This is a genomic window from Halocatena salina, from assembly GCF_023115355.1.
GTDB lineage: Archaea > Halobacteriota > Halobacteria > Halobacteriales > Haloarculaceae > Halocatena > Halocatena salina.
Window position 1 is genome coordinate 936,745 of sequence record NZ_CP096019.1, and the last position, 26,459, is coordinate 963,203.

Sequence of the window (26,459 nt, forward strand, 5' to 3'; positions counted from 1 at the left end):
AGATGTATGTCTGGTGACGGGTGATTGACCGCATGGAGTATTGGCTCGTGATTCGGTGGCTTGTGGTCTATCTTCTTTTGTTAATTGCGGGGGTGCCGATCACCGCGGTGTTGTGTCCTCGTCTCGAAAATCGAGGGGTCGGCATTGCGCTTCCGGTCGCCCTGGCCAGCATCGGTCTTCCGGTGTACTGGATCGGACAGTTGACGTTCGGCTGGGTCTCGATCGGTGGTGGAGTGGTGGCGCTCGTCGTCGTGGTCCTCGTCGTTCGGTCCCGAGAGGCGATCGAAATCGATCGTCGTCCGGTCGTCGAAGCGGCCGTCGTGTTTACGATTTCCTTTCTCGGCTTGGTGATCGTGCGCTCTGTCGATCCGGGGATTCATCCCGCCGGGGGGGAGAAGTTTCTCGATTACGGGCTGTTAGCAAGCCTGCTTCGCGCGTCAGCACTGCCCCCAGAAGACTTCTGGTTCGCTGGCGAGTCCGTGCAGTACTACTACGGGGGACACATGCTTTCTGCGGTGTTGTCGACGCTGACGGGCACGACAGCACCATACGGCTACAATCTCGCGCTGGCTGGTTGGTACGCGATGTTAGTGACAGGTGTGTACGGGCTGGCCGGTTCACTCGGCGCATCTGTCGGACTGTCACGGTGGCGCACCGGCGTATTCGGTGGGATCTTCGTGGGCGTTGCGAGTAATCTTCAAACCCCGGTGCGCGCGTTGTTGTGGCTCCTACCCGACGAAACGGCAGCATCGATAGCGAAATGGCTGAACGTTCCCATCGAAGGACTCGCCGTCACGCCAGCGAACTTTTCCTACTGGAATGCGAGCCGGGTCATTCCCGGCGTGCCGACCGATCCAGACTCCTATCGCATCGCAACCGAGTTCCCGCTGTTCGCGTGGCTGAACGGCGATCTCCACGCACACATGATGAGCACTCCGTTTTTGGTGGTCGTCACGACGCTCTGTTTCAGTTACTACCGGAGTCAGCCCGCCGAGCGCTCACTTCGCACGACGTTGTTAGCCACGGTCGGAGTGCTGTCCGGACTCATCGGGTTCATCAACATGTGGTCGTTTCCGACGGCACTCGGGGTAGCGTGGCTCACGCTCCTGTTCGCGTCTCCGTCGGGGACGATGCAGGCGACCGCACGTCGGGCGTCATCGCTTCCGCCCCTTCGATGGTTCGAAGACCAAGAGAGGAAGTGGTTCACCCGTGAACTCCAGCACGTCGGTCGTTCACTCCTCATCGTCGGAGGAATGGCACTGGTTGGAGTAGCAGCGACGCTTCCGTTTTGGCTCGGTCCTGCGAGTGGCCGGGCGATCGGTCTCGTTTCGGATCAAACACCCTTCGGCCCGCTGTTTCTCGTCCATGGAGGATTTCTGCTCGTGTTCGTTCCCGTGTTGGTAGACAGATCGAGCATCATCGTCCATCTCAAGCGCAGACCGATCGTGTCGGGTGTGGTGGTCGGGCTGTCGATAGCAGTTGCCGCGTGGCTTGGGTTTCCCGCGCTCGTTGTGATCGGTCCGATCGTGCTCTGGACGTGGGCGCGCCTCAGGGCCGAACAGCTCACTGACGAACCCCGTGACGCATCACTCGGCTATCCAGGGGTACTCGTGCTCGCAGGTGCGGGAATCGTGTTGCTCGTGGAGCTGCTCTATCTTCAGGATCAGGCGGCATCAGGGCGGTTCAACACCGTTTTCAAGGCGTATTTCCAGGTGTGGGTGTTGTGGAGTCCGGCCGCAGGCGTCGGACTGATCTGGCTTTTCCGCTGGCGGCCTCGCGGTGTTCGTCTCGGACGGCTGTTGGTTGCCGCAGTGGTCCTCAGCACGGCGATTTACGGGCCGCTTGCGCTCTCGAACCATTTTACCGGGAGTGCGCCCGACGCCACATTAGAAGATCCGACGCTCGATGGGTTGACGCATCTCGACACCGTCCATTCCGACGAAGCCACCGCGATCCGCTGGCTCAATCGACAGCCCGGTCAGCCGGTCGTTGCCGCCGCCCCCGGAAAAGACCAGTACAGCTGGGTGAATCCCGAATCCGCACTTACCGGTCTCCCGACGATTGTCGGCTGGACACACGAAATCATCTATCGCAACGCCTCGGTGTACAATGCGCGGGCGGCTGACGTGGATACGTTGTATCAGGGACCGCCCGAACGAACCATCGAACAACTCCAGCACTACGATGTGCGCTACATCTACGTCGGTCCGCGCGAACGCCAACGGTACGATGAGCGCCCCTTCGATCGAATCAACGGACTCGAAAAGCACCGCTTTGGGGACGTGACCATCTACGAGGTGAACCAAACGAGGCTGACGCCAACACGCAATCTCACCGCTGAAAAATCACTGAGAACGGTTTGACGTGGCGTTCGATCCGTTGGAAACCGATGTGTCGGTGTCGGTCAGTTCGAACACGGCCACACCAGGGTTTTTATGCCGAAGCGAATATTTCTCGGAGGCGTTCATCGAATGAAGCAGCCCCGGATCCGGACTGTATTCGTCGCCATGCACGGTGTAAACGTCACGAGGGACATACACGTAGTCAGGCTGGCGGTCTGAAAGTCCGAACAACACGTTGAGACAGTCGACGTTCGAACAGGTGGCGATATCACGAAACAGCTCGTACTCCGTGTAGTAACCCGAAGTGGTGGTCCATTCTGCACCCCATGGGCTGAGGATTACCGTCCGTTCGGAGTAGTAGGGAACCCACTCAGCCGCATCACTGAGGACCACGAACGTCTCGTTCGGTTGGGTTTCGTTTTTGATCCAGTCCACTGCCCGCAGATCATCGTCATCGACCGTCTGTGGTTGTGTCCGGCTGTCTTGGTGGGTGGTGGTCAGTTCGCTTCCTGCGAACGCGACGCCAGTACCGACCGCACCGAGAACGAGGACGACAGCCACCCCGATCGGTACCATCTTTCTGTGGGTATCCGAAATCGAGATCGACAGATAACTGATGATAGACGACAACGCCGGAACGACGAGATCGACAACGAGGACGGCACTCAGCATGGCACCGGCAACGAAGGTAAACCGTTGCTTACCGATGATATAGCTGGCGATCACCATCCACGTCGGAAGGAAGTATCGCCGCTGATACAGGGCGTACAATCCCCCCGCGAACGCTATGACATAAAACGGTGTGACGACATCCATATCCCAGATCGGGTAGACGAACTGGGATGCGAGTCGACCGACACCACCGAACAGTCCAGTGTGCGTTCCGCTTGCTGAGAGGTAGATATCCAGCCCGTGGGTGGTTGCGATCTGCAACCACCACGGAGCGGTGAGCACGATTCCACCGGTAGCGACGATGGCACCGTTGAGTAGTCCACGCAACGTTCGATCGTGAAAAGCGAACAATAGAAGATAGCTACTACCGAAAAACACCGTATACACCGGGTGTGTGAGCAACGTCAGGGAGAACAGAACCGTGCCCGGCACCAACCATCGTCGGTCGCCGGTCTGGAAGAGTTTCACCCCAGCGTATATTCCGAGCAGGGTGAACAGCACGGCAACGGCTCTGACGATTCCTCCTGCCGAGATGTGCCATCGGAGTACCGACGGCGTGACGGCGAAAAATATCGTCCCGATACCAGCTTTCCCGGGGGAGCCAACCAGTTCTTTCGTGAGATAATAAAACGGGATCAGATACACGACAGCTATCGCACCCGGAACGTACAACTCCAGCGCTACCGGATCAACGCCCGTGACGTCGGTGATGATGGCAATGAGGTAGAACACGAGCGGCGGATAGGCGAACGGGATCCCCCCTTCGAGATAGTGGGGGATCCGTTCGGGCAGCACATACCCGTTCTGGATGATCTCTTCGACGAATTGGAGATACAATCCACCCTCATACGCCGGATGGGTGTGCGTCAGAAGATACGCGATGTACACCCCACTGCCGACGAAAAGCGACATAGCGAGCCAAAAACGATCGTCGAACCAGAGACCAGACGCATTCTTATCGCTCATATGAGATCTTCGATCCAGATTTCGTTCACGTTCACTTTCTCGTTTCGATTCGTGATGGTCCGTTCCAAGCAGCGAATTCAGACTCCCGTGGGATCATTACCGGGGATGGCTTTGGCTTTGGCTTTGGTCCGAACGCGAGGTGGTCACGTAGATGCTGTCTTTGTCGAGGATGAACTCGTCGATAAACGCGGCCACGAACACCGCAGACTGAAACACGAGATACGGCCAGAGGGTGAACGCAGCGAAGTATTCAGAGAGATGGTGGGACTCCCCATCGATCCAATCCTGTAAGAAGATGATATACGATACGATGATGGGAGCGATCGATATGAACGTCCATACGGCCCAGCCGTTAGGAATGAGCGTCGTCGTCGAAACGCCGGACAGACCGTTGAACAACGGCATGGGAAACACGAGAATGAACAGCACTGGGAGGATCGCATAAACGAAGGTGTACACGGCGTCGATCTTCTTCCGGGTCGAAACCGCGCGTTCTTGGGGCAAAAGCGGGAGATACCGAACTGCTACCTGCATCCATCCCCGTGCCCACCGTTTTCGCTGATTCCACCACGCAGACAGCGTTGCGGGGTTTTCTTCGTAGGTGATAACTTGCGGATCGACGTGCAGTTCCTTACCGATCTGGTGGATCTTCGAAGACATATCGATGTCCTCGACGAGGATTTCCTCATCGAACTCGCCGAGTTCGTCGAACACCTCCGCACGGAAGAACGCCTGTCCACCGCCGAAGATGGTGAATCCGTCTACGACCTCCCGAGCGAACAGATCAGCCTTTTCGGCGATGTGACGCTCGACGGTCGCGTGGAGTGCCAACAACGAGTCCGTCGGATTGCTTCCATAGCACCGTCCTTTCACACACCACGTGTCTTCGTCCGCGAGGAACCACGATACTGCGCGCCGGATCGCGTTCGGTTTGAACTGGTGGTCGGCGTCGATGCTCGCAATGATGTCTCCCGTGGCGTGTTGCAGCGCGTAGTTCGTCGCCTTGGCTTTCCCTCCACCCGGCTCGTCGCGCTCAACAGCTATGAATCGAGAATCGCCAGCGGCAGCTTGCTTGGCGATTTCGGCGGTTCGATCCGTCGAGCTCGCTTCATAGCAGAGCACGACTTCTAGCTTCTCCTCAGGGTAATCCACTTGCTTACACGCCTCGATCGTTCCCGGTAACACCGGCTCTTCGTTGTACGCCGGTATCACAACTGATACCGTGGGTAACACCGCGTCGTCGTCGATCTCTGGGGGACTCGTCCCGGAAAACGCGAGTACTGCAGACAGAAGTGTCCGCCCAACGAGTCCGATCAACCCGATCAACAACACCGTGTTGAGTACGCTACCGTACCCCTCGATATACGGAATCGGCAGCAGGACACCGATAACGAGTAGTCCCGTTATCGTCGTATACGTCGTCATTTTCTTGAAAGATAACGACGTCTCTTCGACCGTCTTGACTTCCATACAGAGAAAGCAATCCGTTACCTAATAAATCAGTGAAATCGTTCCGGTTCGTTGCACGTTCAAAGTGTCGTTGCAGACCGTTTCGTCGATTCATGCCGCTTTTCTAGTAGTATAATGACTGTATCGTACCTGGGGTTCAGATGCCAAAATACGGGGAATAACCACCTATTAACCCAATTACGGAGTCGATAAACGCCGGGCAATACGATAGTGTACTGATAGCAGATAAAAATTCATTAATAACCGTGACAATACGGTGCGTGTGGTAACAATAATTTGATATTAGCTGTGGACGGTGATCGATTCGGAATCAGCGTGGTCGGTCTCTAAGTACATCGGAATGTACTCGCGGCGTTCGTAGGTTTCCCGCTCGTCTTCCGTACCAACGGTACACCACAACTGAACCCGCTCGGGACCGTGCCAGTCGCCCTGTCGCTTGACCGAAAAGCAGACGACTTCGTCCTCGTCGTACTCGATAACCGCGTCCTTCCGGATGCCTGGATCCCCATCGATGATGAGATGCTTCATGTTCTTTCTCGATTCAGCGTCGGATTAAACTTTACCAAGGAGAATTCTCAGACGCCGCATTACAGAATATGGTGGTCGTCTCCGCACGGCCCCTGTCGGCACGATGGAGCCTGCCGGTCGATCGTCTGCTGGAGAGGAAAGCTGATTACCCCTGCCCATGTGGCTGGCAGCGTATGGAGCGTTTTACTTCGTTTTGAGGCTGTACACGCGCTTTCTGGCGTCAGTGAACGAGAAACGGGAGTGGACGACACCGATCTCATCCAACTGCGAGACCGCATACCGCACTGTTCGCGTGGGTAACAGGGTCTCTTCGGCGAGTTCCTGTTGGGTGAGTGGTCCATCGTATTCGAGTACCTTGGCGACCAACTTCGCGCTCGGTGGACAGTCCTGCAACCCGTCCACCCCAACCTGTTCGTCTCGATCGTCTGTAGTGCTCATACCGTCAGTTAATAATGCAACTATGTAATATTTCCCATTTCAAAATTACCAAGAATAATTGTAGACAGTAGGCGGTAAATATTGGCACAACGGAATCACGGCGTCTGTATTCTATGTGTTTGCGCGTGTGCGATCACTATCGTCAACGATTCCCCGATACTGGCCAGATACGGTGTAGACGACCCGAAACCTCTTATGAGGACAAGCGCTATTCCCGGGTAGATGACCGACATCGTTGACGACGTCGAGTGGCCTTACGAACCCGACGCGTCACAACAGGAAAAGATCGAGTCACTTCAGGAACGACTCGAAATACTCGAAGGACAAAACGAGGAGATGCGGGACGAGCTCCTCGATGCGAACGCAAAAAAGAACAAATACCAGCAGAAGTTGGAACGGCTGACCCACGAGAACAAGAAGCTCAAACAATCGCCGCTGTTCATAGCGACGGTGCAAGAGATCTCAGAGGAGGGGATCGTGATCAAACAGCACGGCAACAATCAGGAGGCGCTCACCGAAGTCACCCAGGAGATGCGCGAACAGCTCGAACCGGACGATCGGGTCGCGGTGAACAATTCCCTGTCGATCGTTCGCGTGCTCGACGCCGAAACCGACGTTCGTGCGCGGGTGATGCAAGTAGAGCACGAACCAGAGGTCGCCTACGAGGACATCGGGGGTATCAGCGAGCAGATCGATGAGGTCCGTGAGACCGTCGAGCTGCCACTGACCAGTCCGGGACGATTCGATGCGGTGGGGATCGATCCGCCGTCAGGGGTGTTGTTGCACGGGCCGCCGGGGACGGGGAAGACGATGCTGGCCAAAGCGGTCGCCAACCAGACGGAGGCGACGTTCATCAAGATGGCCGGCTCGGAACTCGTCCATAAGTTCATCGGAGAGGGGGCGAAGCTCGTTCGGGATCTGTTCGAACTCGCCCGCCAGCACGAGCCAGCAGTGCTGTTCATCGACGAGATCGATGCGATCGCTGCAAAACGCACCGATTCGAAAACCTCCGGAGACGCCGAGGTCCAGCGGACCATGATGCAGTTGCTCTCGGAGATGGACGGCTTCGACGACCGCGGCGAGATCAGCATCATCGCCGCCACAAACCGCTTCGATATGCTCGATCGCGCCATCCTCCGCCCCGGACGGTTCGACCGCCTCATCGAAGTCCCAAAACCAGATCTGGAAGGTCGGGAGATGATCTTCCGCATCCACACCCGTTCGATGAACGTCGCGGACGAGGTGGATTTCGAACAGTTGGCCGAGGATACCGAAAACGCCAGCGGTGCGGACATCAAGGCGATCTGTACTGAAGCAGGGATGTTCGCCATCCGAGACGACCGGCAGACAGTCACCCGCGAGGACTTTGAAAACGCGTGGGAGAAGATCGATGACGACGAAGAAAGCGACGGCGACGAGATCAGCCGGACGTTCGCGTAACCGTTTTTGGGTTTCCAGTTTCGTAATAGGTGTCGTATCGACGTTCATTTGAACGCGTGTTCCGTAGCCGGGATATGGACGATCAACCGGGATTGAGCGATCAGTACCGGATGTCGAGTCCGTGGCCGGTTTTCGTTGCGCTTGGGCTCGTCCTTTCGGAACTCGGGGTGCTGTTTGGGATCATTCCGCTGTCCGTTGGTGGGTTGTTGTTGTTTACCGGATCGGTCGCGGGGATTCTCACCGAATCCGGGTATACGCCCGATCTGTGGCGAGTGATGAGCATTCTCGGTACGGTACTAGCCGTGCTCGGTGCGATACTCGTCGGAACACAGCTGGGATTTGCCACGCCCGACACGATGCTGTCCGAGTTGATCGATGCCTTCGGTGAACAGCCAAACGGAATTATCATCCGGGGCGTTTCGATAGTCGTTGCGGGCGCGATTGCCGTCGGTGTGGGTGCTGTCGCGCCGTTCGTGCAGTCCGATTTGAAGACACCGTAGAGAAGAATCGATACTCTATTTACCCATCCACACGGAAGCCCGGTATGGCATCGAGTGTCTTCGACCGCGAGACACTGCTCGATCTCTCGGTCAACATCATCCCGCTGGGTATCATCTTGTTTTTCATCGCCGTGTTCGTTGCCCTACCGGGATTTGAATACGATCCGTTCATAACGACGATCCAGATGAGTCTGCTGGTGATCCCGTTCATCGGACTGGCGGTTCTCACGTACGTCTCCGGGAAGGCGATCACGAAAGCAGAACAGGAGCTTGAAGAACAGTAACTGCTGCGGATATCAAAGGTTTGAAAGCACAGATTGGAACTGTAAAACGAGTGAATGAGGTGTTCCTCCGCACGAACGAGTCGGGCGGGAAGTCTCCCGTGATAGTTCCATAACCTTTCTAATCACCCGGTGCCGATAGGTCGTATATGGACCTATCAGCACAGCTCGCGCTGACTGTTTTGATGGGGTTATTTCTCGCTGCTGTAGCGATGGCCCTGTCGCGCATAGAGGACTGGCGGTCGTACACGCCGCTTGCGGGCGGGGGAGCCGCAGTGGGCGGGGAGACGGGATACGTTTCCAAAGAGAAGCCCGCTGGACTCGTGCGGTGGTTGACATCAGTCGATCACAAGGACATCGGGATACTGTACGGTGTGTTCGCAGTCGTCTCCTTCGGGTGGGGTGGTCTAGCCGTCCTGTTGATGCGGGTGGAACTCATGACGCCTGCGATGGATGTACTCACCGGCCTCGGCGGTGAGAACTTCTACAACGGGTTGATGACGAGCCACGGTATCACCATGCTGTTTCTGTTCGGGACACCGGTGATCGCGGCGCTCGGTAACTACTTCATCCCGTTGCTCATCGGGGCCGACGACATGGCGTTTCCCAGGATCAACGCGATCGCCTTCTGGCTGCTGCCACCGGCTGCACTCCTTATCTGGGCGGGCTTTTTCCTCGATCCGATGACGGACGGGGCGATTCAGGCGTCCCAGACGAGTTGGACGATGTACCCTCCGCTCTCCTCAGCACAGGCCAATCCCGGCGTGGATCTGTTCTTGTTGGGACTGCACCTATCGGGTGTTTCGACTACGATGGGCGCGATCAACTTCATCGCAACCATCTTCACCGAGCGCGCGGAGGATGTTAACTGGGCCAACCTCGACATCTTCTCGTGGACGATCCTCACCCAGTCGGGACTGATCCTGTTTTCGTTCCCGCTGTTGGGTAGCGCGCTGATCATGCTGTTGTTAGACCGTGGCTTTGGGACGACCTTCTTCGCGGTCGACGGCGGTGGCGCGATGCTTTGGCAACACCTGTTTTGGTTCTTCGGCCATCCGGAGGTGTACATCCTCGTGTTGCCTCCGATGGGTGTGGTGAGCCTCATTCTCCCGAAGTTCTCGGGCCGGAAGCTGTTCGGCTTCAAGTTCGTCGTCTATTCGACGCTGGCCATCGGAGTGCTTTCTTTCGGCGTGTGGGCACACCACATGTTCGCGACGGGAATCGATCCGCGCATCCGGCTGAGTTTCATGGCGGTGTCGATGGCGATCGCCATTCCGAGTGCGGTCAAAACGTTCAACTGGATCACCACGATGTGGAACGGTGACATCCGGTTGACGGCACCGATGCTGTTCTGTGTCGGCTTCGTCTCGAACTTCATCATCGGTGGCGTGACCGGGGTGTTCCTCGCGTCGATCCCCGTCGACCTCATCTTACACGATACGTACTACGTGGTGGGCCACTTCCACTACATCGTCATGGGTGCGATCGCCTTCTCCGGCTTTGCAGCCATGTACTACTGGTATCCGATCTTCACCGGTCGCATGTACCAGCGGACGCTCGCGCGATGGCACTTCTGGCTGTGGATGCTCGGGTCTAACATCACCTTCTTTGCGATGTTGTTGTTGGGTTACGAGGGTATGCCACGCCGGTATGCGACGTACGAACTCTCCGAGGGCGGTCCGTTCTCGGTGCTCATCCAGAACCTCCACGTGATCGCCACCGTCGGCGCACTCCTCATGGCTGTCGGGACGATAATCTGGCTGTGGAACTTCGTAGTTTCGTGGTACGAAGGGCCAAAAGCGGGAGAAGATCCGTGGGACCTCCGTGAATACGGCATGGAAGCCCGCGAATTCGAATGGCACGCCGACCGGATCCAAACGACCGTCACCGACGGTGGCGAGGAAGAGGTCCGTACCGACGGCGGAACCGAGTCCACCGAAGAGTAATCCGGCTTCCAGAACCGACTGATTTTCGTCGTGAGTTCATGAGAACAAGCTTTCGAAACTCGAACGAACAGGACGCTCGTATTCCCGGGCGGATAGTATGAGAACGCCGGAGATTCGACAGGCAGCCGTCGAAGATGCCAGCACACTCGCGGCAGTGTATCGAAGTGCGTATCAAGAGAACCGTGAGCTTGGGTTTCCTGCGAGCGCGGGATCCGTATCACCGGTCACCGTCGCGGACTGGATTCGAGAGACCGAGGTCTACGTCGCCACGATCGATGGCGAGATCGTCGGCGGCGTACGGCTCGAGCTGACGAAAACGGAGGACGCTCAGCTCAGCCGGTTCGGCGTCCACGAGACGTACAAGGGAGAGGGGATCGGAAGTGAACTCCTCGCTCATGCAGAGAGACGGGCCTCCGACCGTGGTCACACGACGATCTGGCTCACGACACCCGAAGACCATCCGTATCTCCCCGCGTTCTATCGGCGTCGTGGATACGAGAAAACGGGCGACTATCCCCTCGAAAATCGTTCCTACGACGAGATCGTCATGGAAAAACAGCTTCGGTAGCTGTCGAATTCACGTCTAAAGGAGGGGCAGGGATTCTCCGTGACGATCGCTCGTCGTCACCGAACACTCGTGACAGTATGGAAACGTACCAATACCGGACGAGCAGTCAGTACGCGGCGTTCGTGATGAGAACGATTCCGGTGACGAACATCAACACGGCGATCCCAGCGAGGACGAGGATGAGGAGATCCTTTTCGCGCATACGGTGCGTTGTGGACGCAGGACAAAAGGCTAATCGTACCGGTGATCGTAACACCACTGTGAGTCACGACGGTTCCGCCTACGACGGCCAGCGGTTCGTCACTGGCATGTACTTCGCTATCGTCGGTGTCGCTGCTCTCGCGGGATACATCATCGGTACCCTTCAGATCGAGGGGATGGATCCGGAGCTGTTCGGAGTCATCCAACTCCCACCGACAGCGATCGGGATGGCCCTGTATGGGGGAATCACGGTCGGAACGTTACTGGGCGTGTTGTTGGTTGTGATGGTCATCGTCTCGAAACGGTATGCCGATCCCGACGGGGGATCGTGATTCCATCCGCGAGGTTAAACGGCAGTGACCCTTGTGTTCTTTCATGTATCACGTCGTTACGGGGATCGCCCCCGATGATCCGCAGGGTCGCTCGAAGGTAACTGCCATCACCGATCTGCCCGCCGTTTCCGAATCCGTTTCGGTGACGATCGTCCACGTGACCGACGAGGGAACCGATCTCTTGACGATCCCGTCGGTTGCGGCGGCCCACGAGCGACTCACCGACCACGGGATCGACGTGTCATTGCGCGCTGTGGACGGAACGCCTCTGAACGCCGTGCTCTCGGTGGCCGACGACGAAGATGCGGACCTCATCTGTATCGGAGGCCGGCGTCGCTCTCCAGCGGGGAAAATGCAACTCCGCAGCGGTTCCAAGGCGGTCGTACTCAACACCGATCGGCCAGTATTGATCGCCGGAAGCGAGGAGAGCTAACATCCGTACAGGGTGGTGCGTCCGAGTTGTCCATCACCACCATCCACAAAATCGCGGGTATGATATGCCCGGGCGCAAAATTCTCCCCTACTGGGGTGTCGACGGACACCGATCGACGCACACCATGACGAACCACGATACCGGCAGCCCCTTCGCACCACACACCCCCTCCGAGACGGCAGCGATGCTCGCTGCTGTAGGGGTAGACAGTGAAGAGGAGCTGTTTGATATTCCGGAAGACGTACTGTTCGACGGTGAGTTTGGCATCACTCGCCAGTCGGAACAGTCAGTGATCGAAGAGACAGCGGAACTACTGGGGGAAAACGACGATCTGACGGAGTTTTTGGGTCGTGGGCATTACGACCACTACGTTCCGTCGTGGGTCGACCACATCGCGGACCGGTCGGAGTTTCTCACGAGCTATACGCAGTATCAGCCCGAAATCGCCCAGGGATTCCTACAAGCCCTGTTCGAGTATCAGTCAATACTCGTAGAGTTGACGGGACTTCCCGTAGCGAACTGTTCGATGTACGACGCCGCCACTGCGCTGGGAGAGGCCGCAACCCTCACCAGTCGCGTTCGCGCGGCGACGGGCGAGACGGTGCTCGTCCCCGAGTTGCTCGATGCGCGTCGGCGCGACGTAGTGGAAAACTACGTATCCGGAACCGAGTTGAACGTCGAGTCTTATCCGATGGACGACGGGAACGCCGACCTGACGGCGCTCGAACGCCGGATGGACGAGGACGTTGCGCTGTTGTACGCCGAAACACCCACCGTCCGAGGCACTATCGAAGAGCAACTCTCCGAACTCGGACGGCTCGCACACGCGGCCGACGCACTGTTCTGTCTGGGAACCGATATCGTCGCGCTCGCGCTGTTAGAAGAGCCTGCAAGCGTTGGCGCAGACATCGTCGTTGGAGAAGCGGGATCACTCGGGCTTCCGATGAGCTACGGCATGGGTCTCGGGCTGTTCGCCTGTCGTGAGCGGTTCTTGCGGCAAGTACCGGGTCGGCTCGTCGGTGCCAGCAACGACGCGACGGACAGACGAGCATACACGCTCACACTCCAAACGCGGGAACAACACATCCGCCGGGAACGCGCAACGAGCAACATCTGTACGAATCAGGCGTGGGTCGCGCTCCGAACGGCGATGTGTATCGCATCACACGGCCCCGACGGATTGGTCGAACTCGCAAACGACTGTGTGACGGGGGCACGAGAACTCGCCGACGGATTGGACGCCATCGATGGGGTCACAGCCCCGGTACACGATCGACATCACTTCCGAGAGTTCATCGCTCGCGTTCGGGATGCACCGGACGTACGAAAACGACTGGAGACGCGCGGGTTCGCCGTTCACGCCATCGACGATCACCATCTACAGGTGTGTACGACCGAGACCAACGCGGACGAACGCGACCGTCTCTGCACAGCCATGGAGGAAGTCGTATGAGATACGATCAAGCGCGGTGGACCGAAGACGAGGACCGATACGAACCACTGCTCGCAGAAAAACGATCGACGACGGTCGATGTCGGTGGAACGGAGTCAGCACTCCCGGAGGATCTGACGCGCGAATCGCTCACGCTACCTGACCTCTCCGAGCCAGAGCTGACCCGTCATTACACCCGCCTATCGGCGATGAACTATGGAATCGAGAATGGGCCGTTCCCGCTCGGCTCCTGTACGATGAAGTACAATCCCTCGTTCACTGAGGATGTCGCAGCACTCCCGAGTGCGAGCGTTCATCCTGATCGATCCAAAGCGAGTGTCCAAGGAACGCTCGAACTCCTGTATCGATTGCAGGAGTATCTCGGCCGGATCGGCGGGATGGACGCAGTCACCCTGCAACCGCCGGCAGGAGCGGCAGGTGAGTTCACTGGGATCCTCATCGCCAAGGCCTACCACGAAAACAACGGCAACGACAGGACCGAGGTGATCGTTCCGGACAGCGCCCATGGAACGAACTTCGCCAGCGCAGCGCTCGCGGGGTACGACGTAGTGAGCCTCCCCGGCGGCGAGGACGGGCGGGTCGATCTCGACGCGCTCACGGCAGCTGTTGGCGATGATACTGCCGCACTGATGTTGACGAACCCGAACACGCTAGGGCTGTTCGAACGCGATATCACCGAGATCGCCGACATCGTGCACGACGCCGGTGGGCTGTTGTACTACGACGGTGCGAACCTGAACGCGCTGCTCGGACGGGCACGCCCCGGTGATATGGGCTTCGACGTGATGCACTACAACGTTCACAAAACGTTTGCGACGCCCCACGGCGGCGGTGGTCCGGGTGCCGGTCCCGTCGGCGTCACTGAGGAACTCACAGAGTTCCTTCCCGAACCCCGGGTGAGACGGACAGACGAACACGGAAACGGATTCGAGCTGTTCACGCCCGAGCGATCGATCGGACGCGTTCACGGCTATCAAGGCAACTGGCTGGTGTTGCTCAAAGCCTACGCGTACATCGCCCGACTCGGGGACGTCGGGCTCCGGGATGCGAGCGCCAAGGCGGTGTTGAACGCGAACTATCTCGCCAGCCAGATCGAATACGACGTTCCGTTCGGACCGTTCCACCACGAATTCGTCGCCAGTGCGACCAACGACGCCGCCGATATAGCCAAACGGATGCTCGATTACGGCGTCCATCCGCCGACGACGAAGTGGCCCGAAGCCGTTGAACAAGCGCTGATGACCGAACCGACTGAAATCGAAAACAGACGAACGCTCGATCAACTCGCAAAAGCGTTCAACGCCGTTACAGCCGAGGACGAAGCAATGATCGAGACGGCACCCCAACGCACTGCTGCCCGACGGATCGATCAAGCCACTGCTGCCCGAACTCCGCGGCTGTCGTGGCAGGCGCTGGACGAACACGACGAACAGTAGATCGAGACCACCGAGTCACGCTACAAGGAGTTCATTCCCATCCCAACGTTGGGAGACGACGAACGCAGTTGCGACAGTACGTGTAGATCGGATCGTTTTCCGTGCCACACTGGGGACACGTGATTAGCGTCGAGTCGATGTCCGACGAGGGAGTGCCGCCATCGAACGACAGCATCGGCTGGGGATCGTTCGGATCGATCCAATAGGGGTTCGGGGCAAGGGTTGGGACATCGTCGTCGGAGTCGTCCTCTTCCAGACGGCGAGCGACGTAGATGAGGATAGGGATCTGGAGTAAGGGAAAGACCGCGAGGACGATAAGCCCCCACACCAGCGCACTCATAAGCGCACTACGTTAGCTAATGACTTACACATTACGGTGTTTTTATACTTTCTATTCGGGCCGAGCGGCGGTAATTGTATAGTGATGGAACGACATACCACGGTCATGCCAGCAGAATCGGTCGTCTCCCTCGGGTCGATCGGCGGCGTCACCGTTGGCTTGGGCATCTTGTTGATCGGCGTTGCCAGTCACGGGGGTGAACCACTCCAGGCCGTCGGCGGTGTAGTGGTGTTGCTCAGTATCGCTGCGCTCGCCATGTCACTGTCGAGACTGGACAGTTCGATGGAATCGATCGAGAAAGAGTAACGCTATTGTACTGCCAGGAACAACCCACGTATGCAGTCCCGTGGTGTAGCGGCCAATCATAATGGCCTTTGGACGTGAAACGGCGCTGTCCGATCGCGGAAGACAGCCATTGACCCCAGTTCGAATCTGGGCGGGACTATCGGATTTATCGTTTCTGTGGCCGCTGTGCTGTATGAATCAGTTGTGGACTCGTGCGTGAAACCAAATGGTAATAGTTGTTCCTACAGATACGCCGCGTCCCACCGGGTCGCTTTACGCTGATTTCCACACTGGTTACATTCGGCGCGGCCCATCGCGTCCATAGCGATATCGAGGCTGTCGCAGTTCGAACAGAAATAGCCGTAGAGATCGGTACGGTCCGTATCGTTGTAAGCAGCGAAAAACGGCGCGACACTGCCACGTTCTGCGTCGTCGTAATCGATGTGTACGTCGCCGTTGTTACCCATGATGGTTTCGATATCGGTGGGTTCGTCCTCGACGTAGATGTTTTCGACGTACTGAGTACCGTCGATGTCGACCCGCTCATCGCCGGCTTTGACGAGTCCGTGCTGTTCGTAGAAGTCGTTACCACTGTGGTTATCCCGGAGCACCCGTCCACGAAGCCGCGATGCACCCATCGTCATCAATCGGTCGTAGATAGTGTTGTACAGACGCTCTCCAACGCCTTCACCCCGGTAGTCAGGATCGACGTGCAACCAGAGAAGATCGCCGTCACCGTCCGATTCCACGACGACACCCTCCGCAAATCCAACGACGTTTTCCTCTCGTTCTGCAACCAACATGACATAATCGGGTTCCTCGAGTTTGTCGATGATGTCCTCCTCGTCGTACCACTGTGTCACCGCGCTTTCGATGGTTTGAGGGCTGAGTGAGTAAGAGGATTCGAGCGACCGCCGCGCAATCGTCCGAACTGATGCCCCATCCTCCAGTTCTGCTGTGCGTATGTTCATATTATGCTAAACTCATTCTGGGACAATAAACCCCCCTGCCGATGGTGAATATTCGGTGATCATCCATCAAGAGATCGTGAGATTCCGCCGGATAGACGCCATGAGACCCCCGAAACGACAATTATTATCTTTGCAGAATACTAAATGCATTATAGGCACTTCTGATAACAACTAGTTGTCTAATACCAATATATTGATGCCATTGACGTAATGCATCCGGATGTCGAAGCTAATATTGACCTCCTCCACGCCGTAAACGACATGGAACCTGACCATCGGATCGGCCAGTCGTCGCCTTCACGGGTCCAACCCGCACTCAGCGGGAACCGGGGACACTCCGGTAGAACTCTCGTTTCCTCCCGCATATAGGGCTGTGGCGCGGTCAAACACCCCATCGGCAGCCGTGTCATCGCCGTGTGACGAACAGACCGCGTTCGTCACTCTCCCTTGTCTGTTCGGGAACGGCCTCTCACTGCTGTCGTAGCAATCGGAAAGGAGTGGATCACAAGCAAAACGATAGCAGTTTGAAATCCGGGGAGGCAACCGCTGGTAGTTGTGTCCGCTATGATCCGCTCGACCTGTGTTGACGAGATTCGAAGTATCTTGTTCGTACACCAGAAATATCTGATTTCTAGAGATGACTGAAGTCGCAGCTATGCGCTCGTAATCTGTATCAAGGAAGTTCCTATCTGAAGAGTGGAGGCTTTCTCTCGGTCCGAACGGTTGAACCGCCTCTTCGTAACCCCGTAACCCTCAAGACTATAACACCACTATCCACGTGCAACATGAGCACTTGGCGGTACTGGGGGCGGTATTGTGGGGGTTGAGATACGCGAAAATCCCGTCTCTGACGATGATTTCGAGGAGATGAAACAGTTCGTCCGCGACTATCTCACTGCGAGCGTAGAGGGCGAAGAGGACGGCGGACGGATGCGGTGGTATCCGTGGCACTCTGCGGAGTATCGGTTTAACCACATCCTGAACGTCGTGTCTATTGCAACACATATCGCAGAAAAAGAAGGGGCGAACGCCGACGTGGTTCGTGTGGCAGCGCTGTTTCACGACATTGCGAAGCTTGAGGTCGACCAAGACGTTCACGCCGAGGCCGGTGCTCGCATCACACGGGAATATCTCCGGAGTCACTGCGAGTATCCGTCCTCGTTCGTGGACGAAGTGTGTGATTCGATCGAAAACCACTCCTATCAAGGGCCACTCACGGATCTGCCGCTCGAAGCACGTTGTCTCATCGAAAGCGATCTCCTCGATAAGGTCGGTGCCAACGGGATGACGCTCATCCTTCTTCGCATGGGCTATGAAGCTCGAACCCACACGGACGCCCCAGAAATGATCAATCGGATCGTCGAACGTGGTGAAAACGTGATCGACCGGATCGTAAGCGACACCGCAGAGAGCATCGCTCATCAGCGGTTGAAACGCGTTCGGTGGTTTCGCGAGTGGTTCATCTCGGAGGTGGCACAGCTAGAAGAGGGCGAGCCAGAGGTGATGGAGTAGACTCGAATCAGTCCATCAGCAACGTCACCGCATCGATGAGAAAGTAGACGCCGAACCCAAAGAGTACGAGCGCGCTTGCAGCAGCGGTAAGCGGTGCGAACGAATCCATCCGTTTTCTCGCGGCGATGAGCATTGCCGGAAAACCGACGATCCAGAGGGCGACCCCACTGAACAGTCCGAGCAGGAGCACTGGCGTCCCCGTCTGGACGACGAACTGACCGGCGAGCGCCGTCGACAGCGGTGCGAGTACGTCGACCGTGCCCGGATCGAGCAGCGCGACGCCGGCGGTCAGCCAGAACAAGATCTGATAGGGATTCGTGATCGCCAGCACGAACGCCCGGCGAAAGCCCCGGTCCGCTCCAGCAGCGTTGGCCGTTCGAAAGCCGCTTTGGAGGTCGGTGGCCGTGTCATAGGCGAAATACAGCATCAACACGCCACCAACGGCGACCATCGCGGCCCGGAGCGTCGGCAGGCGTTCGACGACTGTTACCACACCCAACAACGCACCGACGAAAAAACAGATATCCGCCATCATCGCACCCACTCCGGCGCGGACGCCCGACCGCCATCCGTGGGCCACGCTCTCCTCGGCGATGACGGCGTTCATCGGTCCCGGTGGAGCCGCGAGCGCAATCCCGAACACTACACCGGCTCCGAACGTTACTACCTCGGTCACAGTGGGTGTAGGGTCGAAAATGCGAAAAAACGAACGAATATCGATCGTGGCCGGAGAGAGCACTGAAAGAGGGAAGATCGTTCAGCTTCCGGGTTACGATAGTCTCAAAGGAGCCACAGTCACGGATGTGATGGGTGATATCTCGTTCCGTCTCAGATCCCTTGACCCATCAGGTGGCTCCGGAGCAGATCCGCGTCTTTCTCCGCGCTCGCGGTGTTGATGAGAACGACCGTATCGTCTTCATCGAACCGTTCGCGCAGTTCCCACGCCGCGCTCGCGGCAGCACCCGTCGCAACACTCACCCCGATCCCTTCGTGGCTGGCGACGGTGACCGCGCTTTCGAGGATGGTGTCGTCGCTGCTGGCGAGTGCGCCCCCGCCCGTCTCACGCAACGCATCGAGGACGAGCGCACCCCCTTTGGGATCCGGTCGTTCGAGTGCGCCACAGACGGTGTCAGGCACGTCCCACGGTTCGTGTTCGTCGGCGCCAGCGTCGAACGCCTCCACGATCGGCGCACACGCCGCCGATTGGGCGGCGTACAACGCCGGCACCGAATCAACCAGCCCGAGATCCCGGAGTTCCCGAGCGGCCTTTGCCATGCCGACGAACGGCCCACCGCCCACGAACGGACAGAACACGGCGTCAGGCACCTGCCACTCCAACTGTTCGATGAGTTCGTACAGCACTGGCTTCGTGCCTTCGTGTCGGTAGGGGGTTTCGAACGGCTGGAGGGAGTACCAGTCCGCCTCGGCGTTCCGAAACGCTTCGTTCGCGTCGTCTAACCGCCCACCGACGACATTCATATCGCCGCCGTGGACGTTTATCATCGCTTTCGTGAGAAACGACGACCGAGAGGGAACGAAGACGTGGCTGGTGATTCCGGCGCGGGCAGCGTAGGCGGCCACCGACTGGCCGCTGTCGCCCGGCGTTGAGAGGGCCACGTCGCTCGCGCCGTGCTGACGGGCCGCCGAAACGGCGAGCACGCTTTCTCGATCCGCGATCGTTCCCGTCGGGTTCGTGCCTTCGTCTTTGATCACCACGCGACCGACACCGAGTTCCTCGGCCAGCGACGGACAATCGACGAGCGGCGTGCCTCCTTCACCCAGCGACATCCGTGCGTCGGCCGGGATCGGGAGAAGTTCCTCGTATTTGCCCGGTTCGAACGGCCGCCGCTCGATCTCCGCTCTGGAAAGCTCGATCGCCTCGTACGCGTACGCCGGATCGAGCGATGCGCCATCCGGATGGTGGCTCGTCGTCGCATCGAACCGCTCGTCGGTTTCAGGGCACCGTAGCCCCGCGAACGTCGGGGTCGTCTTCATGCGTTGGCTATCCCGGCCCGCGACTAAGCACTGTTGGGTCCGATCAGCCGATGTACCTGAGATCGTCGTCGGTCGGCGCTGCTCCCTGTTCCATCTCACGGATCTTCGTGACGACTTCTTCCATCTCCTCGGCCCGTTCTTCCAAGGAATCGTATCCGACTTCGAAGTCGAGAATCGTTTCGAGGGTTTCGAGGACGGCACGAGCGCTTTTCGGATCCACGAGATAGCCACTCGTCTCACCCATGAGACAGGCGGCTTGTAGTCCTCGCCGGCCACCCAATCCGAGCAAGAGACCACTTACCCCAACGATCCCCCCGGCTGGCTCGTTCTCGCGGAATTCGATGAGGTCCGACAGTTCCTCAACGAGCGCCTCCGAGGACGCCGCACCGATGACGCTGTACTCCTCGATCAGTTCACCGGTTGGAACGCCCCCCAGTGTGAACACGCGCTCGACGCCGTATTCCTCCGAAACGTCGAGGATGGTGTCCGTCAGTTGGTAGTGGCCGGATGGATCCTGTGCCTGATGATCACCGGTCAATACGATCAGATCGTGGGACGGATCCTGATCGGATGGGGACTCCTCGGAGTCGGTAGGGGTAGACAGATCCACCTTGTGGAATTCGAGACAGGCCAGTTCTGTGATGCCGTCCTCGATCGTCACCTGTGGAGGGAAGTGCTCGGAGTACAACCGGCAGAGAAGCGTCGTTTCGAACTCTTCGAGGAGGTGTTCCGCAGCGAGCTTACCGACGTGACCGACGCCGGGAAGTCCTTCGATGAGGATCGGAGCGTGGAGATCAGGTTCGGCGACTGTCTCGATATCGAACTCGTCCATGCAGCCTATTCCTGTGCTCGCCGCTTAAGTGCACGTCGGTACTCGCCGTATCGGTCCGTCGGATCGTACGGTGCCGGCGCGCTGTTGACAGCATCTCCGCCGCATTCCGGACAGCTGGTGGTAAGCGTGTACACCGGTCGGTCGTGGTGCTCGGACCACGACGCACACACACGGAGATCAGAATGCATCGGACGGCGATTAATTGCCCTCGCCTTCGGTCTGTTGTTCGCGGTGGAACTGCGCGGTGCCGCCCCGATCCTCGATGACCGACTGGGTGCGATCGACGGTTGCAGTGAGTTCGTCTTCCGCGAGCTTGTACGAGGGTGCACGGACTTTGATGCGGTATTCAGGCGCACCCACGTAGGTCACGTCGAGTTCCGTCTCCTCGCCGATCTCCCCGTTACCGGCTGCCGTTTCGAGGGCTGCCCGAATATCGTCGACGCCGTCGGGGTTTGGTGATTCGAGGTGGATGTATCCCGTAACGGTAACGTACGGCACCGAAACGTTCGCGCGAGCGGTCTCGACGATCGCGTCGATCTCCTCGTCCGTCAGATCGGTGTCTACAAGCGCCTCCCTTCCACGGATCGCCGCCTGTTCGAAGCCCTCATACAGTGTGCCGAACGCTCCGAGCAGCTCGTTGGCGACCGTACCGTACTGTTCGTCGGAAACGTCCTCACCGAACGCTAACGTCATCCACTTATCCGCTTTCTGTTCGTTTTTCCACTCCTGGATCTTCTCAGAGCGTTGGTGATCGTTGACGTCTTTGAGCGAGAGATCGATCTGTTGGGTGCTTTGATCCACATCGAGCACCTTACAGACGACCGTCTCACCCGTGCCTACGTGGTCGCGGATGTTTTTGATCCATCCGCTTGCGACCTCGCTGATGTGTACTAGCCCACGTCGATCGGTGTACTCCAAAAGATCCACGAACACCCCGAAATCCTCGATCTCATCGATCCGGCCGACGACGAGATCGCCCGGGTCAGGCCAGCCTGTGTATTTCATGCTCGTCGATTGTGGACTGACGGGAATAAAGGCACCGTATACCGGATGCACCTCCAAAACAGATCGTTACCGACTACTTAAGCGTGATTTTGACGCGTGATCGTCTCGGTGACCTCGCCCTCAAAAACGGCCTTGCCGCCCGTGGGACGGGCGAGAACGTGGCCACAGACCGCACATGCGACATCGCTCGCAGCCTTGCCATAAAGGGTCTGTTCGTTCTCACAGTCCGGGCATGTCACTCGGTAGAACTGTCCCGCCATGATCACTCCTGAAACTCCAATCGACCGGCTCGCCATCCCTCGCGGAGGTGGGCGTTGCCGCACTCGCTACACCGGTAGGTCAGGTTGGTCTTTTTCGTCGGTTTGTTCCCCGCCGGTACTTTCGAGAACTTCCCGGCGTTCCCGATACCGGATTTCTGGCGCTCGCGCTGGCGGCCCTGAACCTCCGTCATTCCCGAGGGACGCCCGGAGCGAACTTTCTCGACTTCGTGCTCCTCATGGGAGTCACAGTTCGGACAGTACGTCCTGAATCGGCGTGGCATCTGCATGGTTACTGAGTCTACTTTATCGACGCCGCATTAAAACCCGTTTGGTTCGGACCAGAACGACCGGAGATCGAATCAACCGTTCACGTCCGCGTGCATTCCTCGGAACGCGCTTTGGAAAGTTTCGATCGCGCCCGTGGTGTGAGTTCGTACCCCAACACCGGTTCGGAGACGGTAGCGACGAGTCCTCCGACACGAAGCTCGGTGAGTAGCCCGTTGAGATCGCTCTCACACAACTCCGTGAGATCGACCAACTCGACTGCCGCGATCGGATCGTTGTGCGAGAGCACGACCAACAGCCCGAGGGCACGATCGTCACGGACACCGATCTCCGCGCCGGTAGCGTCGGGGACCGTCGCTCCGAACGCTTCTAGCGGTGGAGTCTCCTCGCGGAGTTCGAGCCGATCGGTGTCGATGTAGCGCTCTTCGCCCGTGGCCGGATCACACACGAGCCACGCATCACAACCACGTTTCCGGAGAAGATACTGAGACCCATCGTCAGCCCGAACGGTGCGCATACCGTCGGTACTAGCCGACAGCAGTTATCGATTCCGGTGGTTTCGGTAGCGGAGATAGCCGATCAGTAACGCAGCCATACCTACTACGATCAGACTCCCGCCGAACCGGAGTTGTTCCCTGAACACCACGAACAGCACCCCGAGGCTGAGGGCGAACAGCCCGACGTTAGCCATCAGTACCAACAACCAAAACGTGCGGCGCAGTTCGGGCGGAACATCGGTGTCGCTCGGATCGGGGGCCTCCGGGATATCGATCCGAGGCCCGATCGCATCGGGATCGGTCTCCTCTGGCTCGACGGACATGGGATCGAACCCATCCGGATCCGTTGGCCACGAACTGTCGTCCTCTCGGGATGGAGCCACACCGGGCTGTTCTCCGGTCAGTCACAAAAGGTTCTCGTTGCTGTGTGACTACTACAGAATCGGTTCGTCCCGGATCAAACGGCGTCGTCGAGCCTGATGGCGCTACAGGCCTGGATCCACGCCAATGGGTTATCAGCGTCGTAGAACACGACACCCTCCTCAGTCTCATACGCCTCCGTCGTCGCGATGGCATCGGAGCCGGGTGACTCGGCGCGTTGTGCGTCCGTCGACATCAGGGTGTCATTGTCTGACATGCCGTACTCCACGGTGGTGACTCTCACGGCATAGGTTTTGGGGGCCTACCCAAGGATTGCCGATGTCGATAGCTATCCAACGAACGGCGAGATCATCGGAGTTTTTACCCGTTGGCGGCCATCGATACCTATGACCGAGAACGCGCGCCTCACGGATTTTATACGGGAGGAGGAGACGAGCCAGCGACCGCCGGGGGAAGCAGCGGCAGTAGCTGGTAACGGGGGCGATCCCCACGCTGCAGACATCATCGATACGTCAGCATACCGGTATCCAGACGCTGAGGGTACGGTCGAGCTGTCGGTCATGCAGGTCGATTACACCATCGAGGGACGCGGAGCTGAAGAGCATCCGATCTTGCATATATTCGGCCGAACTACTGACAACGAGACTGAACACGTCCGAGTTCGTGAGTTTCGACCGTATTTTTACACGCCGACACGCTCGCTCGAAGCACCCCCCGAAACCGAGTACGATCGGCTTACTGGGAGTGAGGACGGGTATGAAAGCATTCGGGGAGAGCCGTTGACGAAAGTGTTCGGTCAGACGCCTCGAGACGTCGGTCAGTTGCGTGACCACTTCGAACATTACGAAGCGGACATCCTCTTTCCGAATCGGTTGCTCATCGATAAGGACATCACCAGCGGTGTCCGCATTCCCGAGCGTCGGACGCAGGATGGGGTCATCGACGTCCCTCACCCCGAGATCGAACCGATCGAACTGGACGCCGATCTCCGAGTGAACACCTTCGACATCGAGGTCGACGACCGCAACGGCTTCCCCGAGGACGGCGAGCAGCCGATCCTCTGTCTCACCAGCCACGATTCCTACGAGGATCGCTACACGGTTTGGCTGTACGAATCGCCGAGTGGGAAACCAGGGCCCGACGAACTCCCCGACTACGACCCTATTTCCGGGGGGATCGACGTGGACGTGCGCCGGTTCGAGAGCGAAGAGCGGATGCTCGACGGCTTTCTCGAATACATCGAGACGACTGATCCAGACGTGGCGACGGGGTGGAATTTCACTGATTTCGATATGCCGTATCTCCTCGATCGGTTGGAGAAACTCGGTGGAACCGGATCGCTCGATCCCGATCGGCTATCACGGGTGAACGAAGTGTGGCGCGACGACTGGCGGGGGCCGAACGTGAAGGGCCGAGTGGTGTTTGATCTGCTGGACGGATACAAGCGCACGCAGTTCACGGAGCTAGAATCCTACCGGTTAGACGCCGTGGGCGAGGTGGAACTCGGCGTCGGGAAAGAACGCTACCCGGGCGACATCGGTGATCTCTGGGAGACCGATCCCGAGCAGCTGCTCGAATACAATCTCCGAGACGTGGAGTTGTGCGTCGAACTCGATCGAAAACAGGGAATCATCCCGTTCTGGGAGGAGGTCGCCACCTTCGTGGGGTGTAAGTTAGAGGACGCGACGACGCCAGGGGACGCGGTGGATCTGTACATCCTTCACAAGGTGTACGGAGAATTCGTGTTACCCTCGAAAGGCCAACAGGAGACCGAGGAGTATGAGGGCGGCGCGGTGTTCGAACCGATCACCGGCGTCAAGGAGATGGTGAGCGTACTCGATCTGAAATCACTTTATCCAATGGCGATGGTTACCACCAACGCCAGTCCCGAAACGAAAGTCAGTCCGGAGTACGACGGCGATGTGTATGAGGCACCCAACGGGACGCTGTTCCGGAAGGAGCCTGACGGCATCATCCGGGAGATGGTTAATGAGTTGCTCAGTGAACGTGATGAGAAGAAAACTCGACGCGACGAACACGATCCTGGCAGCGAGGCATACGAGACCTACGACCGACAGCAACGAGCTGTAAAGGTCTTGATGAACTCGCTGTACGGCGTTCTCGGATGGGAGCGATTCCGTCTTTACGATATGGAGATGGGCGCCGCTGTGACAGCAACCGGACGAGAAGTGATCAAACACACTGAAAAAGCTGCTAATAAACATAATAAAAGAGTCATATATGGTGACACCGACAGCGTCATGATCGAGTTCGGTCGTGATCTGTCGAAGAACAAAGCCATCGAGCAATCGTTCGAGTTGGAGGACGCGATCAACGATTCGTACGACCAGTTCGCAAAGGAAATACTCAACGCAGAGGAGCATCGCTTTGAGATCGAGTTCGAGAAGTTGTACCATCGATTCTTCCAAGCCGGCCGAAAAAAGCGGTATGCCGGACACATCATCTGGAAGGAAGGCAAGGATGTGGATGACATAGACATCACTGGTTTCGAGTACAAGCGCTCTGATATTGCACCGATCACCAAGGAAGTCCAGCGTAAGGTCATCGAACTGATCGTCACGAGTGAGGGCGAGGAATATCAGGAGGCCGTGACCGAATACGTCCACGACGTGATCGAGCAATTCCAAAACGGGGAGATGTCCGTCGAGGAGGTGGGTATTCCCGGTGGAATCGGTAAGCGGCTTGATAGCTATGATATCGACCGAGCACATATTCGTGGGGCCAAGTACGCGAACAAAATGCTCGGGACGAACTTCGCGCGCGGATCGAAGCCGAAACGGCTGTACCTCGACCGAGTACATCCCGACTTCTTCGATCAGGTCGAAGACCAGATTTCGGACGAGGAAACAGAGCTTTACACCGAGTTCAGGAGAGAACAGGACGTCATCTGCATTGAGTACGCCGATCAGTTGCCCAACGAGTTCAGTGTCGATTGGGACACGATGCTCGACAAAACACTCAAAAATCCTATCGAACGTATTCTTGAAGCCATCGGCATCTCGTGGGATGAGGTCAAAAGCGGACAGCAACAAACAGGACTCGGCGAATACGTGTGAGTGATAAAGAAAT

Annotated in this window: 29 protein-coding genes and 1 tRNA gene; 14 read left to right on the forward strand and 16 right to left on the reverse strand. The window is 57.9% G+C overall.

Annotation, left to right across the window (positions count from 1 at the left end; genetic code table 11):
- Positions 1-32 precede the first annotated feature (32 nt).
- Complete coding sequence (locus MW046_RS04740) at positions 33-2,363, forward strand: DUF2298 domain-containing protein (protein WP_247994417.1); 2,331 nt, start codon at positions 33-35, stop codon at positions 2,361-2,363.
- On the opposite strand, the gene MW046_RS04745 is transcribed toward MW046_RS04740, so the two are convergent.
- The 4 genes from MW046_RS04745 to MW046_RS04760 all read right to left on the reverse strand — a co-directional run bounded on the left by MW046_RS04745 (position 2,346) and on the right by MW046_RS04760 (position 6,416).
- Complete coding sequence (locus tag MW046_RS04745; RefSeq protein WP_247994418.1) at positions 2,346-3,980, reverse strand: ArnT family glycosyltransferase; 1,635 nt, start codon at positions 3,978-3,980, stop codon at positions 2,346-2,348. The two genes, MW046_RS04740 and MW046_RS04745, sit on opposite strands and share 18 nt — an antisense overlap.
- 96 nt (positions 3,981-4,076) lie before the next feature.
- The gene (locus MW046_RS04750) at positions 4,077-5,450 is read right to left on the reverse strand and encodes a glycosyltransferase family 2 protein (protein ID WP_247994419.1); all 1,374 of its coding nucleotides are present in this window, start codon (positions 5,448-5,450) and stop codon (positions 4,077-4,079) included.
- Between the two features lie 282 nt (positions 5,451-5,732).
- Entirely contained in the window at positions 5,733-5,978 is a 246-nt protein-coding gene (locus MW046_RS04755; RefSeq protein WP_247994420.1) for an HAH_0734 family protein, read from the reverse strand.
- 183 nt (positions 5,979-6,161) lie between these two features.
- The gene (locus MW046_RS04760) at positions 6,162-6,416 is read right to left on the reverse strand and encodes a winged helix-turn-helix domain-containing protein (RefSeq protein ID WP_247994421.1); all 255 of its coding nucleotides are present in this window, start codon (positions 6,414-6,416) and stop codon (positions 6,162-6,164) included.
- 222 nt (positions 6,417-6,638) lie between these two features.
- Here MW046_RS04760 and pan1 point away from each other — a divergent pair, with 222 nt between their 5' ends.
- The 9 genes from pan1 (at position 6,639) to gcvPB (ending at position 15,006) form a co-directional block, all read left to right on the forward strand.
- Positions 6,639-7,856: a proteasome-activating nucleotidase Pan1 gene (gene pan1, locus MW046_RS04765; protein WP_247994422.1), complete on the forward strand. Its 1,218-nt coding sequence runs from the start codon at positions 6,639-6,641 to the stop codon at positions 7,854-7,856.
- A gap of 74 nt (positions 7,857-7,930) precedes the next feature.
- The gene (locus MW046_RS04770) at positions 7,931-8,356 is read left to right on the forward strand and encodes a DUF7541 family protein (RefSeq protein ID WP_247994423.1); all 426 of its coding nucleotides are present in this window, start codon (positions 7,931-7,933) and stop codon (positions 8,354-8,356) included.
- 44 nt (positions 8,357-8,400) lie between these two features.
- Positions 8,401-8,640: a DUF6684 family protein gene (locus MW046_RS04775; protein WP_247994424.1), complete on the forward strand. Its 240-nt coding sequence runs from the start codon at positions 8,401-8,403 to the stop codon at positions 8,638-8,640.
- Between the two features lie 146 nt (positions 8,641-8,786).
- Positions 8,787-10,583 (forward strand): cbb3-type cytochrome c oxidase subunit I, encoded by a 1,797-nt coding sequence (locus tag MW046_RS04780; protein WP_368411348.1) that lies wholly within the window; start codon positions 8,787-8,789, stop codon positions 10,581-10,583.
- Between the two features lie 97 nt (positions 10,584-10,680).
- On the forward strand, positions 10,681-11,151 hold the full coding sequence (locus MW046_RS04785) for a GNAT family N-acetyltransferase (protein WP_247994425.1): 471 nt from the start codon (positions 10,681-10,683) through the stop codon (positions 11,149-11,151).
- 260 nt (positions 11,152-11,411) lie between these two features.
- Positions 11,412-11,684: a DUF7520 family protein gene (locus MW046_RS04790; RefSeq protein ID WP_247994426.1), complete on the forward strand. Its 273-nt coding sequence runs from the start codon at positions 11,412-11,414 to the stop codon at positions 11,682-11,684.
- Between the two features lie 43 nt (positions 11,685-11,727).
- The gene (locus MW046_RS04795; RefSeq protein WP_247994427.1) at positions 11,728-12,117 is read left to right on the forward strand and encodes a universal stress protein; all 390 of its coding nucleotides are present in this window, start codon (positions 11,728-11,730) and stop codon (positions 12,115-12,117) included.
- A gap of 124 nt (positions 12,118-12,241) precedes the next feature.
- Positions 12,242-13,570, forward strand: a complete 1,329-nt coding sequence (gene gcvPA, locus MW046_RS04800) for an aminomethyl-transferring glycine dehydrogenase subunit GcvPA (protein ID WP_247994807.1) — start codon at positions 12,242-12,244, stop codon at positions 13,568-13,570.
- Positions 13,567-15,006, forward strand: a complete 1,440-nt coding sequence (gcvPB, locus tag MW046_RS04805) for an aminomethyl-transferring glycine dehydrogenase subunit GcvPB (protein WP_247994428.1) — start codon at positions 13,567-13,569, stop codon at positions 15,004-15,006. The genes gcvPA and gcvPB overlap by 4 nt, the downstream gene beginning before the upstream one ends.
- A 31-nt stretch (positions 15,007-15,037) precedes the next feature.
- Here the strand turns inward: gcvPB and MW046_RS04810 are convergent, their stop codons facing one another.
- Positions 15,038-15,346 carry a DUF7577 domain-containing protein gene (locus MW046_RS04810; RefSeq protein ID WP_247994429.1) on the reverse strand — a complete coding sequence of 103 codons (309 nt, stop codon included), beginning with the start codon at positions 15,344-15,346 and terminating at the stop codon, positions 15,038-15,040.
- Between the two features lie 84 nt (positions 15,347-15,430).
- Between MW046_RS04810 and MW046_RS04815 the strand changes: the two genes are divergently transcribed.
- Both MW046_RS04815 and MW046_RS04820 read left to right on the forward strand, forming a co-directional pair.
- The gene (locus MW046_RS04815) at positions 15,431-15,652 is read left to right on the forward strand and encodes a hypothetical protein (RefSeq protein WP_247994430.1); all 222 of its coding nucleotides are present in this window, start codon (positions 15,431-15,433) and stop codon (positions 15,650-15,652) included.
- 34 nt (positions 15,653-15,686) lie between these two features.
- A tRNA-Gln gene (locus tag MW046_RS04820) sits at positions 15,687-15,791 on the forward strand.
- Between the two features lie 82 nt (positions 15,792-15,873).
- Here the strand turns inward: MW046_RS04820 and MW046_RS04825 are convergent.
- Complete coding sequence (locus tag MW046_RS04825; protein ID WP_247994431.1) at positions 15,874-16,602, reverse strand: GNAT family N-acetyltransferase; 729 nt, start codon at positions 16,600-16,602, stop codon at positions 15,874-15,876.
- An 816-nt stretch (positions 16,603-17,418) separates the two neighbouring features.
- On the opposite strand from MW046_RS04825, the gene MW046_RS04830 reads away from it, so the two are divergent.
- Positions 17,419-18,114 (forward strand): HD domain-containing protein, encoded by a 696-nt coding sequence (locus MW046_RS04830; RefSeq protein ID WP_247994432.1) that lies wholly within the window; start codon positions 17,419-17,421, stop codon positions 18,112-18,114.
- A 7-nt stretch (positions 18,115-18,121) separates the two neighbouring features.
- Here the strand turns inward: MW046_RS04830 and MW046_RS04835 are convergent, their stop codons facing one another.
- From MW046_RS04835 to MW046_RS04880, 10 genes are all read right to left on the reverse strand, one after another.
- Complete coding sequence (locus MW046_RS04835; protein ID WP_247994433.1) at positions 18,122-18,790, reverse strand: LysE family translocator; 669 nt, start codon at positions 18,788-18,790, stop codon at positions 18,122-18,124.
- A gap of 152 nt (positions 18,791-18,942) precedes the next feature.
- Positions 18,943-20,109 carry a threonine synthase gene (locus MW046_RS04840; RefSeq protein WP_247994434.1) on the reverse strand — a complete coding sequence of 389 codons (1,167 nt, stop codon included), beginning with the start codon at positions 20,107-20,109 and terminating at the stop codon, positions 18,943-18,945.
- Positions 20,110-20,152: 43 nt separating this feature from the next.
- The gene (locus MW046_RS04845; RefSeq protein ID WP_247994435.1) at positions 20,153-20,941 is read right to left on the reverse strand and encodes a proteasome assembly chaperone family protein; all 789 of its coding nucleotides are present in this window, start codon (positions 20,939-20,941) and stop codon (positions 20,153-20,155) included.
- A 5-nt stretch (positions 20,942-20,946) separates the two neighbouring features.
- Positions 20,947-21,129 carry an RNA-protein complex protein Nop10 gene (locus tag MW046_RS04850; protein ID WP_247994436.1) on the reverse strand — a complete coding sequence of 61 codons (183 nt, stop codon included), beginning with the start codon at positions 21,127-21,129 and terminating at the stop codon, positions 20,947-20,949.
- 10 nt (positions 21,130-21,139) lie between these two features.
- A complete protein-coding gene (locus tag MW046_RS04855) occupies positions 21,140-21,946 on the reverse strand; it encodes a translation initiation factor IF-2 subunit alpha (protein ID WP_247994437.1) in 807 nt (268 codons plus the stop codon).
- A 77-nt stretch (positions 21,947-22,023) separates the two neighbouring features.
- Positions 22,024-22,206, reverse strand: a complete 183-nt coding sequence (locus tag MW046_RS04860; RefSeq protein ID WP_247994438.1) for a 30S ribosomal protein S27e — start codon at positions 22,204-22,206, stop codon at positions 22,024-22,026.
- 2 nt (positions 22,207-22,208) lie between these two features.
- On the reverse strand, positions 22,209-22,493 hold the full coding sequence (locus MW046_RS04865) for a 50S ribosomal protein L44e (RefSeq protein WP_124954297.1): 285 nt from the start codon (positions 22,491-22,493) through the stop codon (positions 22,209-22,211).
- A gap of 80 nt (positions 22,494-22,573) precedes the next feature.
- Positions 22,574-23,008 (reverse strand): DUF7346 family protein, encoded by a 435-nt coding sequence (locus tag MW046_RS04870; protein WP_247994439.1) that lies wholly within the window; start codon positions 23,006-23,008, stop codon positions 22,574-22,576.
- A 24-nt stretch (positions 23,009-23,032) separates the two neighbouring features.
- Complete coding sequence (locus MW046_RS04875; RefSeq protein ID WP_247994440.1) at positions 23,033-23,371, reverse strand: DUF7322 domain-containing protein; 339 nt, start codon at positions 23,369-23,371, stop codon at positions 23,033-23,035.
- A gap of 74 nt (positions 23,372-23,445) precedes the next feature.
- On the reverse strand, positions 23,446-23,625 hold the full coding sequence (locus MW046_RS04880) for a DUF7331 family protein (RefSeq protein ID WP_247994814.1): 180 nt from the start codon (positions 23,623-23,625) through the stop codon (positions 23,446-23,448).
- Between the two features lie 130 nt (positions 23,626-23,755).
- Here MW046_RS04880 and MW046_RS04885 point away from each other — a divergent pair, with 130 nt between their 5' ends.
- On the forward strand, positions 23,756-26,446 hold the full coding sequence (locus MW046_RS04885; protein WP_247994441.1) for a DNA-directed DNA polymerase: 2,691 nt from the start codon (positions 23,756-23,758) through the stop codon (positions 26,444-26,446).
- Positions 26,447-26,459 lie beyond the last annotated feature (13 nt).

What these genes read in the sequence shown, in the direction of transcription:
- MW046_RS04740 (WP_247994417.1), top strand. Translation starts at nt 33, where the DNA reads ATGGAGTATTGGCTCGTGATTCGGTGGCTTGTGGTCTATCTTCTTTTG.
- MW046_RS04745 (WP_247994418.1), bottom strand. Translation starts at nt 3,980, where the DNA reads ATGAGCGATAAGAATGCGTCTGGTCTCTGGTTCGACGATCGTTTTTGG.
- MW046_RS04750 (WP_247994419.1), bottom strand. Translation starts at nt 5,450, where the DNA reads ATGGAAGTCAAGACGGTCGAAGAGACGTCGTTATCTTTCAAGAAAATG.
- MW046_RS04755 (WP_247994420.1), bottom strand. Translation starts at nt 5,978, where the DNA reads ATGAAGCATCTCATCATCGATGGGGATCCAGGCATCCGGAAGGACGCG.
- MW046_RS04760 (WP_247994421.1), bottom strand. Translation starts at nt 6,416, where the DNA reads ATGAGCACTACAGACGATCGAGACGAACAGGTTGGGGTGGACGGGTTG.
- pan1 (WP_247994422.1), top strand. Translation starts at nt 6,639, where the DNA reads ATGACCGACATCGTTGACGACGTCGAGTGGCCTTACGAACCCGACGCG.
- MW046_RS04770 (WP_247994423.1), top strand. Translation starts at nt 7,931, where the DNA reads ATGGACGATCAACCGGGATTGAGCGATCAGTACCGGATGTCGAGTCCG.
- MW046_RS04775 (WP_247994424.1), top strand. Translation starts at nt 8,401, where the DNA reads ATGGCATCGAGTGTCTTCGACCGCGAGACACTGCTCGATCTCTCGGTC.
- MW046_RS04780 (WP_368411348.1), top strand. Translation starts at nt 8,787, where the DNA reads ATGGACCTATCAGCACAGCTCGCGCTGACTGTTTTGATGGGGTTATTT.
- MW046_RS04785 (WP_247994425.1), top strand. Translation starts at nt 10,681, where the DNA reads ATGAGAACGCCGGAGATTCGACAGGCAGCCGTCGAAGATGCCAGCACA.
- MW046_RS04795 (WP_247994427.1), top strand. Translation starts at nt 11,728, where the DNA reads ATGTATCACGTCGTTACGGGGATCGCCCCCGATGATCCGCAGGGTCGC.
- gcvPA (WP_247994807.1), top strand. Translation starts at nt 12,242, where the DNA reads ATGACGAACCACGATACCGGCAGCCCCTTCGCACCACACACCCCCTCC.
- gcvPB (WP_247994428.1), top strand. Translation starts at nt 13,567, where the DNA reads ATGAGATACGATCAAGCGCGGTGGACCGAAGACGAGGACCGATACGAA.
- MW046_RS04810 (WP_247994429.1), bottom strand. Translation starts at nt 15,346, where the DNA reads ATGAGTGCGCTGGTGTGGGGGCTTATCGTCCTCGCGGTCTTTCCCTTA.
- MW046_RS04815 (WP_247994430.1), top strand. Translation starts at nt 15,431, where the DNA reads ATGGAACGACATACCACGGTCATGCCAGCAGAATCGGTCGTCTCCCTC.
- MW046_RS04825 (WP_247994431.1), bottom strand. Translation starts at nt 16,602, where the DNA reads ATGAACATACGCACAGCAGAACTGGAGGATGGGGCATCAGTTCGGACG.
- MW046_RS04840 (WP_247994434.1), bottom strand. Translation starts at nt 20,109, where the DNA reads ATGAAGACGACCCCGACGTTCGCGGGGCTACGGTGCCCTGAAACCGAC.
- MW046_RS04845 (WP_247994435.1), bottom strand. Translation starts at nt 20,941, where the DNA reads ATGGACGAGTTCGATATCGAGACAGTCGCCGAACCTGATCTCCACGCT.
- MW046_RS04850 (WP_247994436.1), bottom strand. Translation starts at nt 21,129, where the DNA reads ATGCATTCTGATCTCCGTGTGTGTGCGTCGTGGTCCGAGCACCACGAC.
- MW046_RS04855 (WP_247994437.1), bottom strand. Translation starts at nt 21,946, where the DNA reads ATGAAATACACAGGCTGGCCTGACCCGGGCGATCTCGTCGTCGGCCGG.
- MW046_RS04860 (WP_247994438.1), bottom strand. Translation starts at nt 22,206, where the DNA reads ATGGCGGGACAGTTCTACCGAGTGACATGCCCGGACTGTGAGAACGAA.
- MW046_RS04865 (WP_124954297.1), bottom strand. Translation starts at nt 22,493, where the DNA reads ATGCAGATGCCACGCCGATTCAGGACGTACTGTCCGAACTGTGACTCC.
- MW046_RS04870 (WP_247994439.1), bottom strand. Translation starts at nt 23,008, where the DNA reads ATGCGCACCGTTCGGGCTGACGATGGGTCTCAGTATCTTCTCCGGAAA.
- MW046_RS04880 (WP_247994814.1), bottom strand. Translation starts at nt 23,625, where the DNA reads ATGTCAGACAATGACACCCTGATGTCGACGGACGCACAACGCGCCGAG.
- MW046_RS04885 (WP_247994441.1), top strand. Translation starts at nt 23,756, where the DNA reads ATGACCGAGAACGCGCGCCTCACGGATTTTATACGGGAGGAGGAGACG.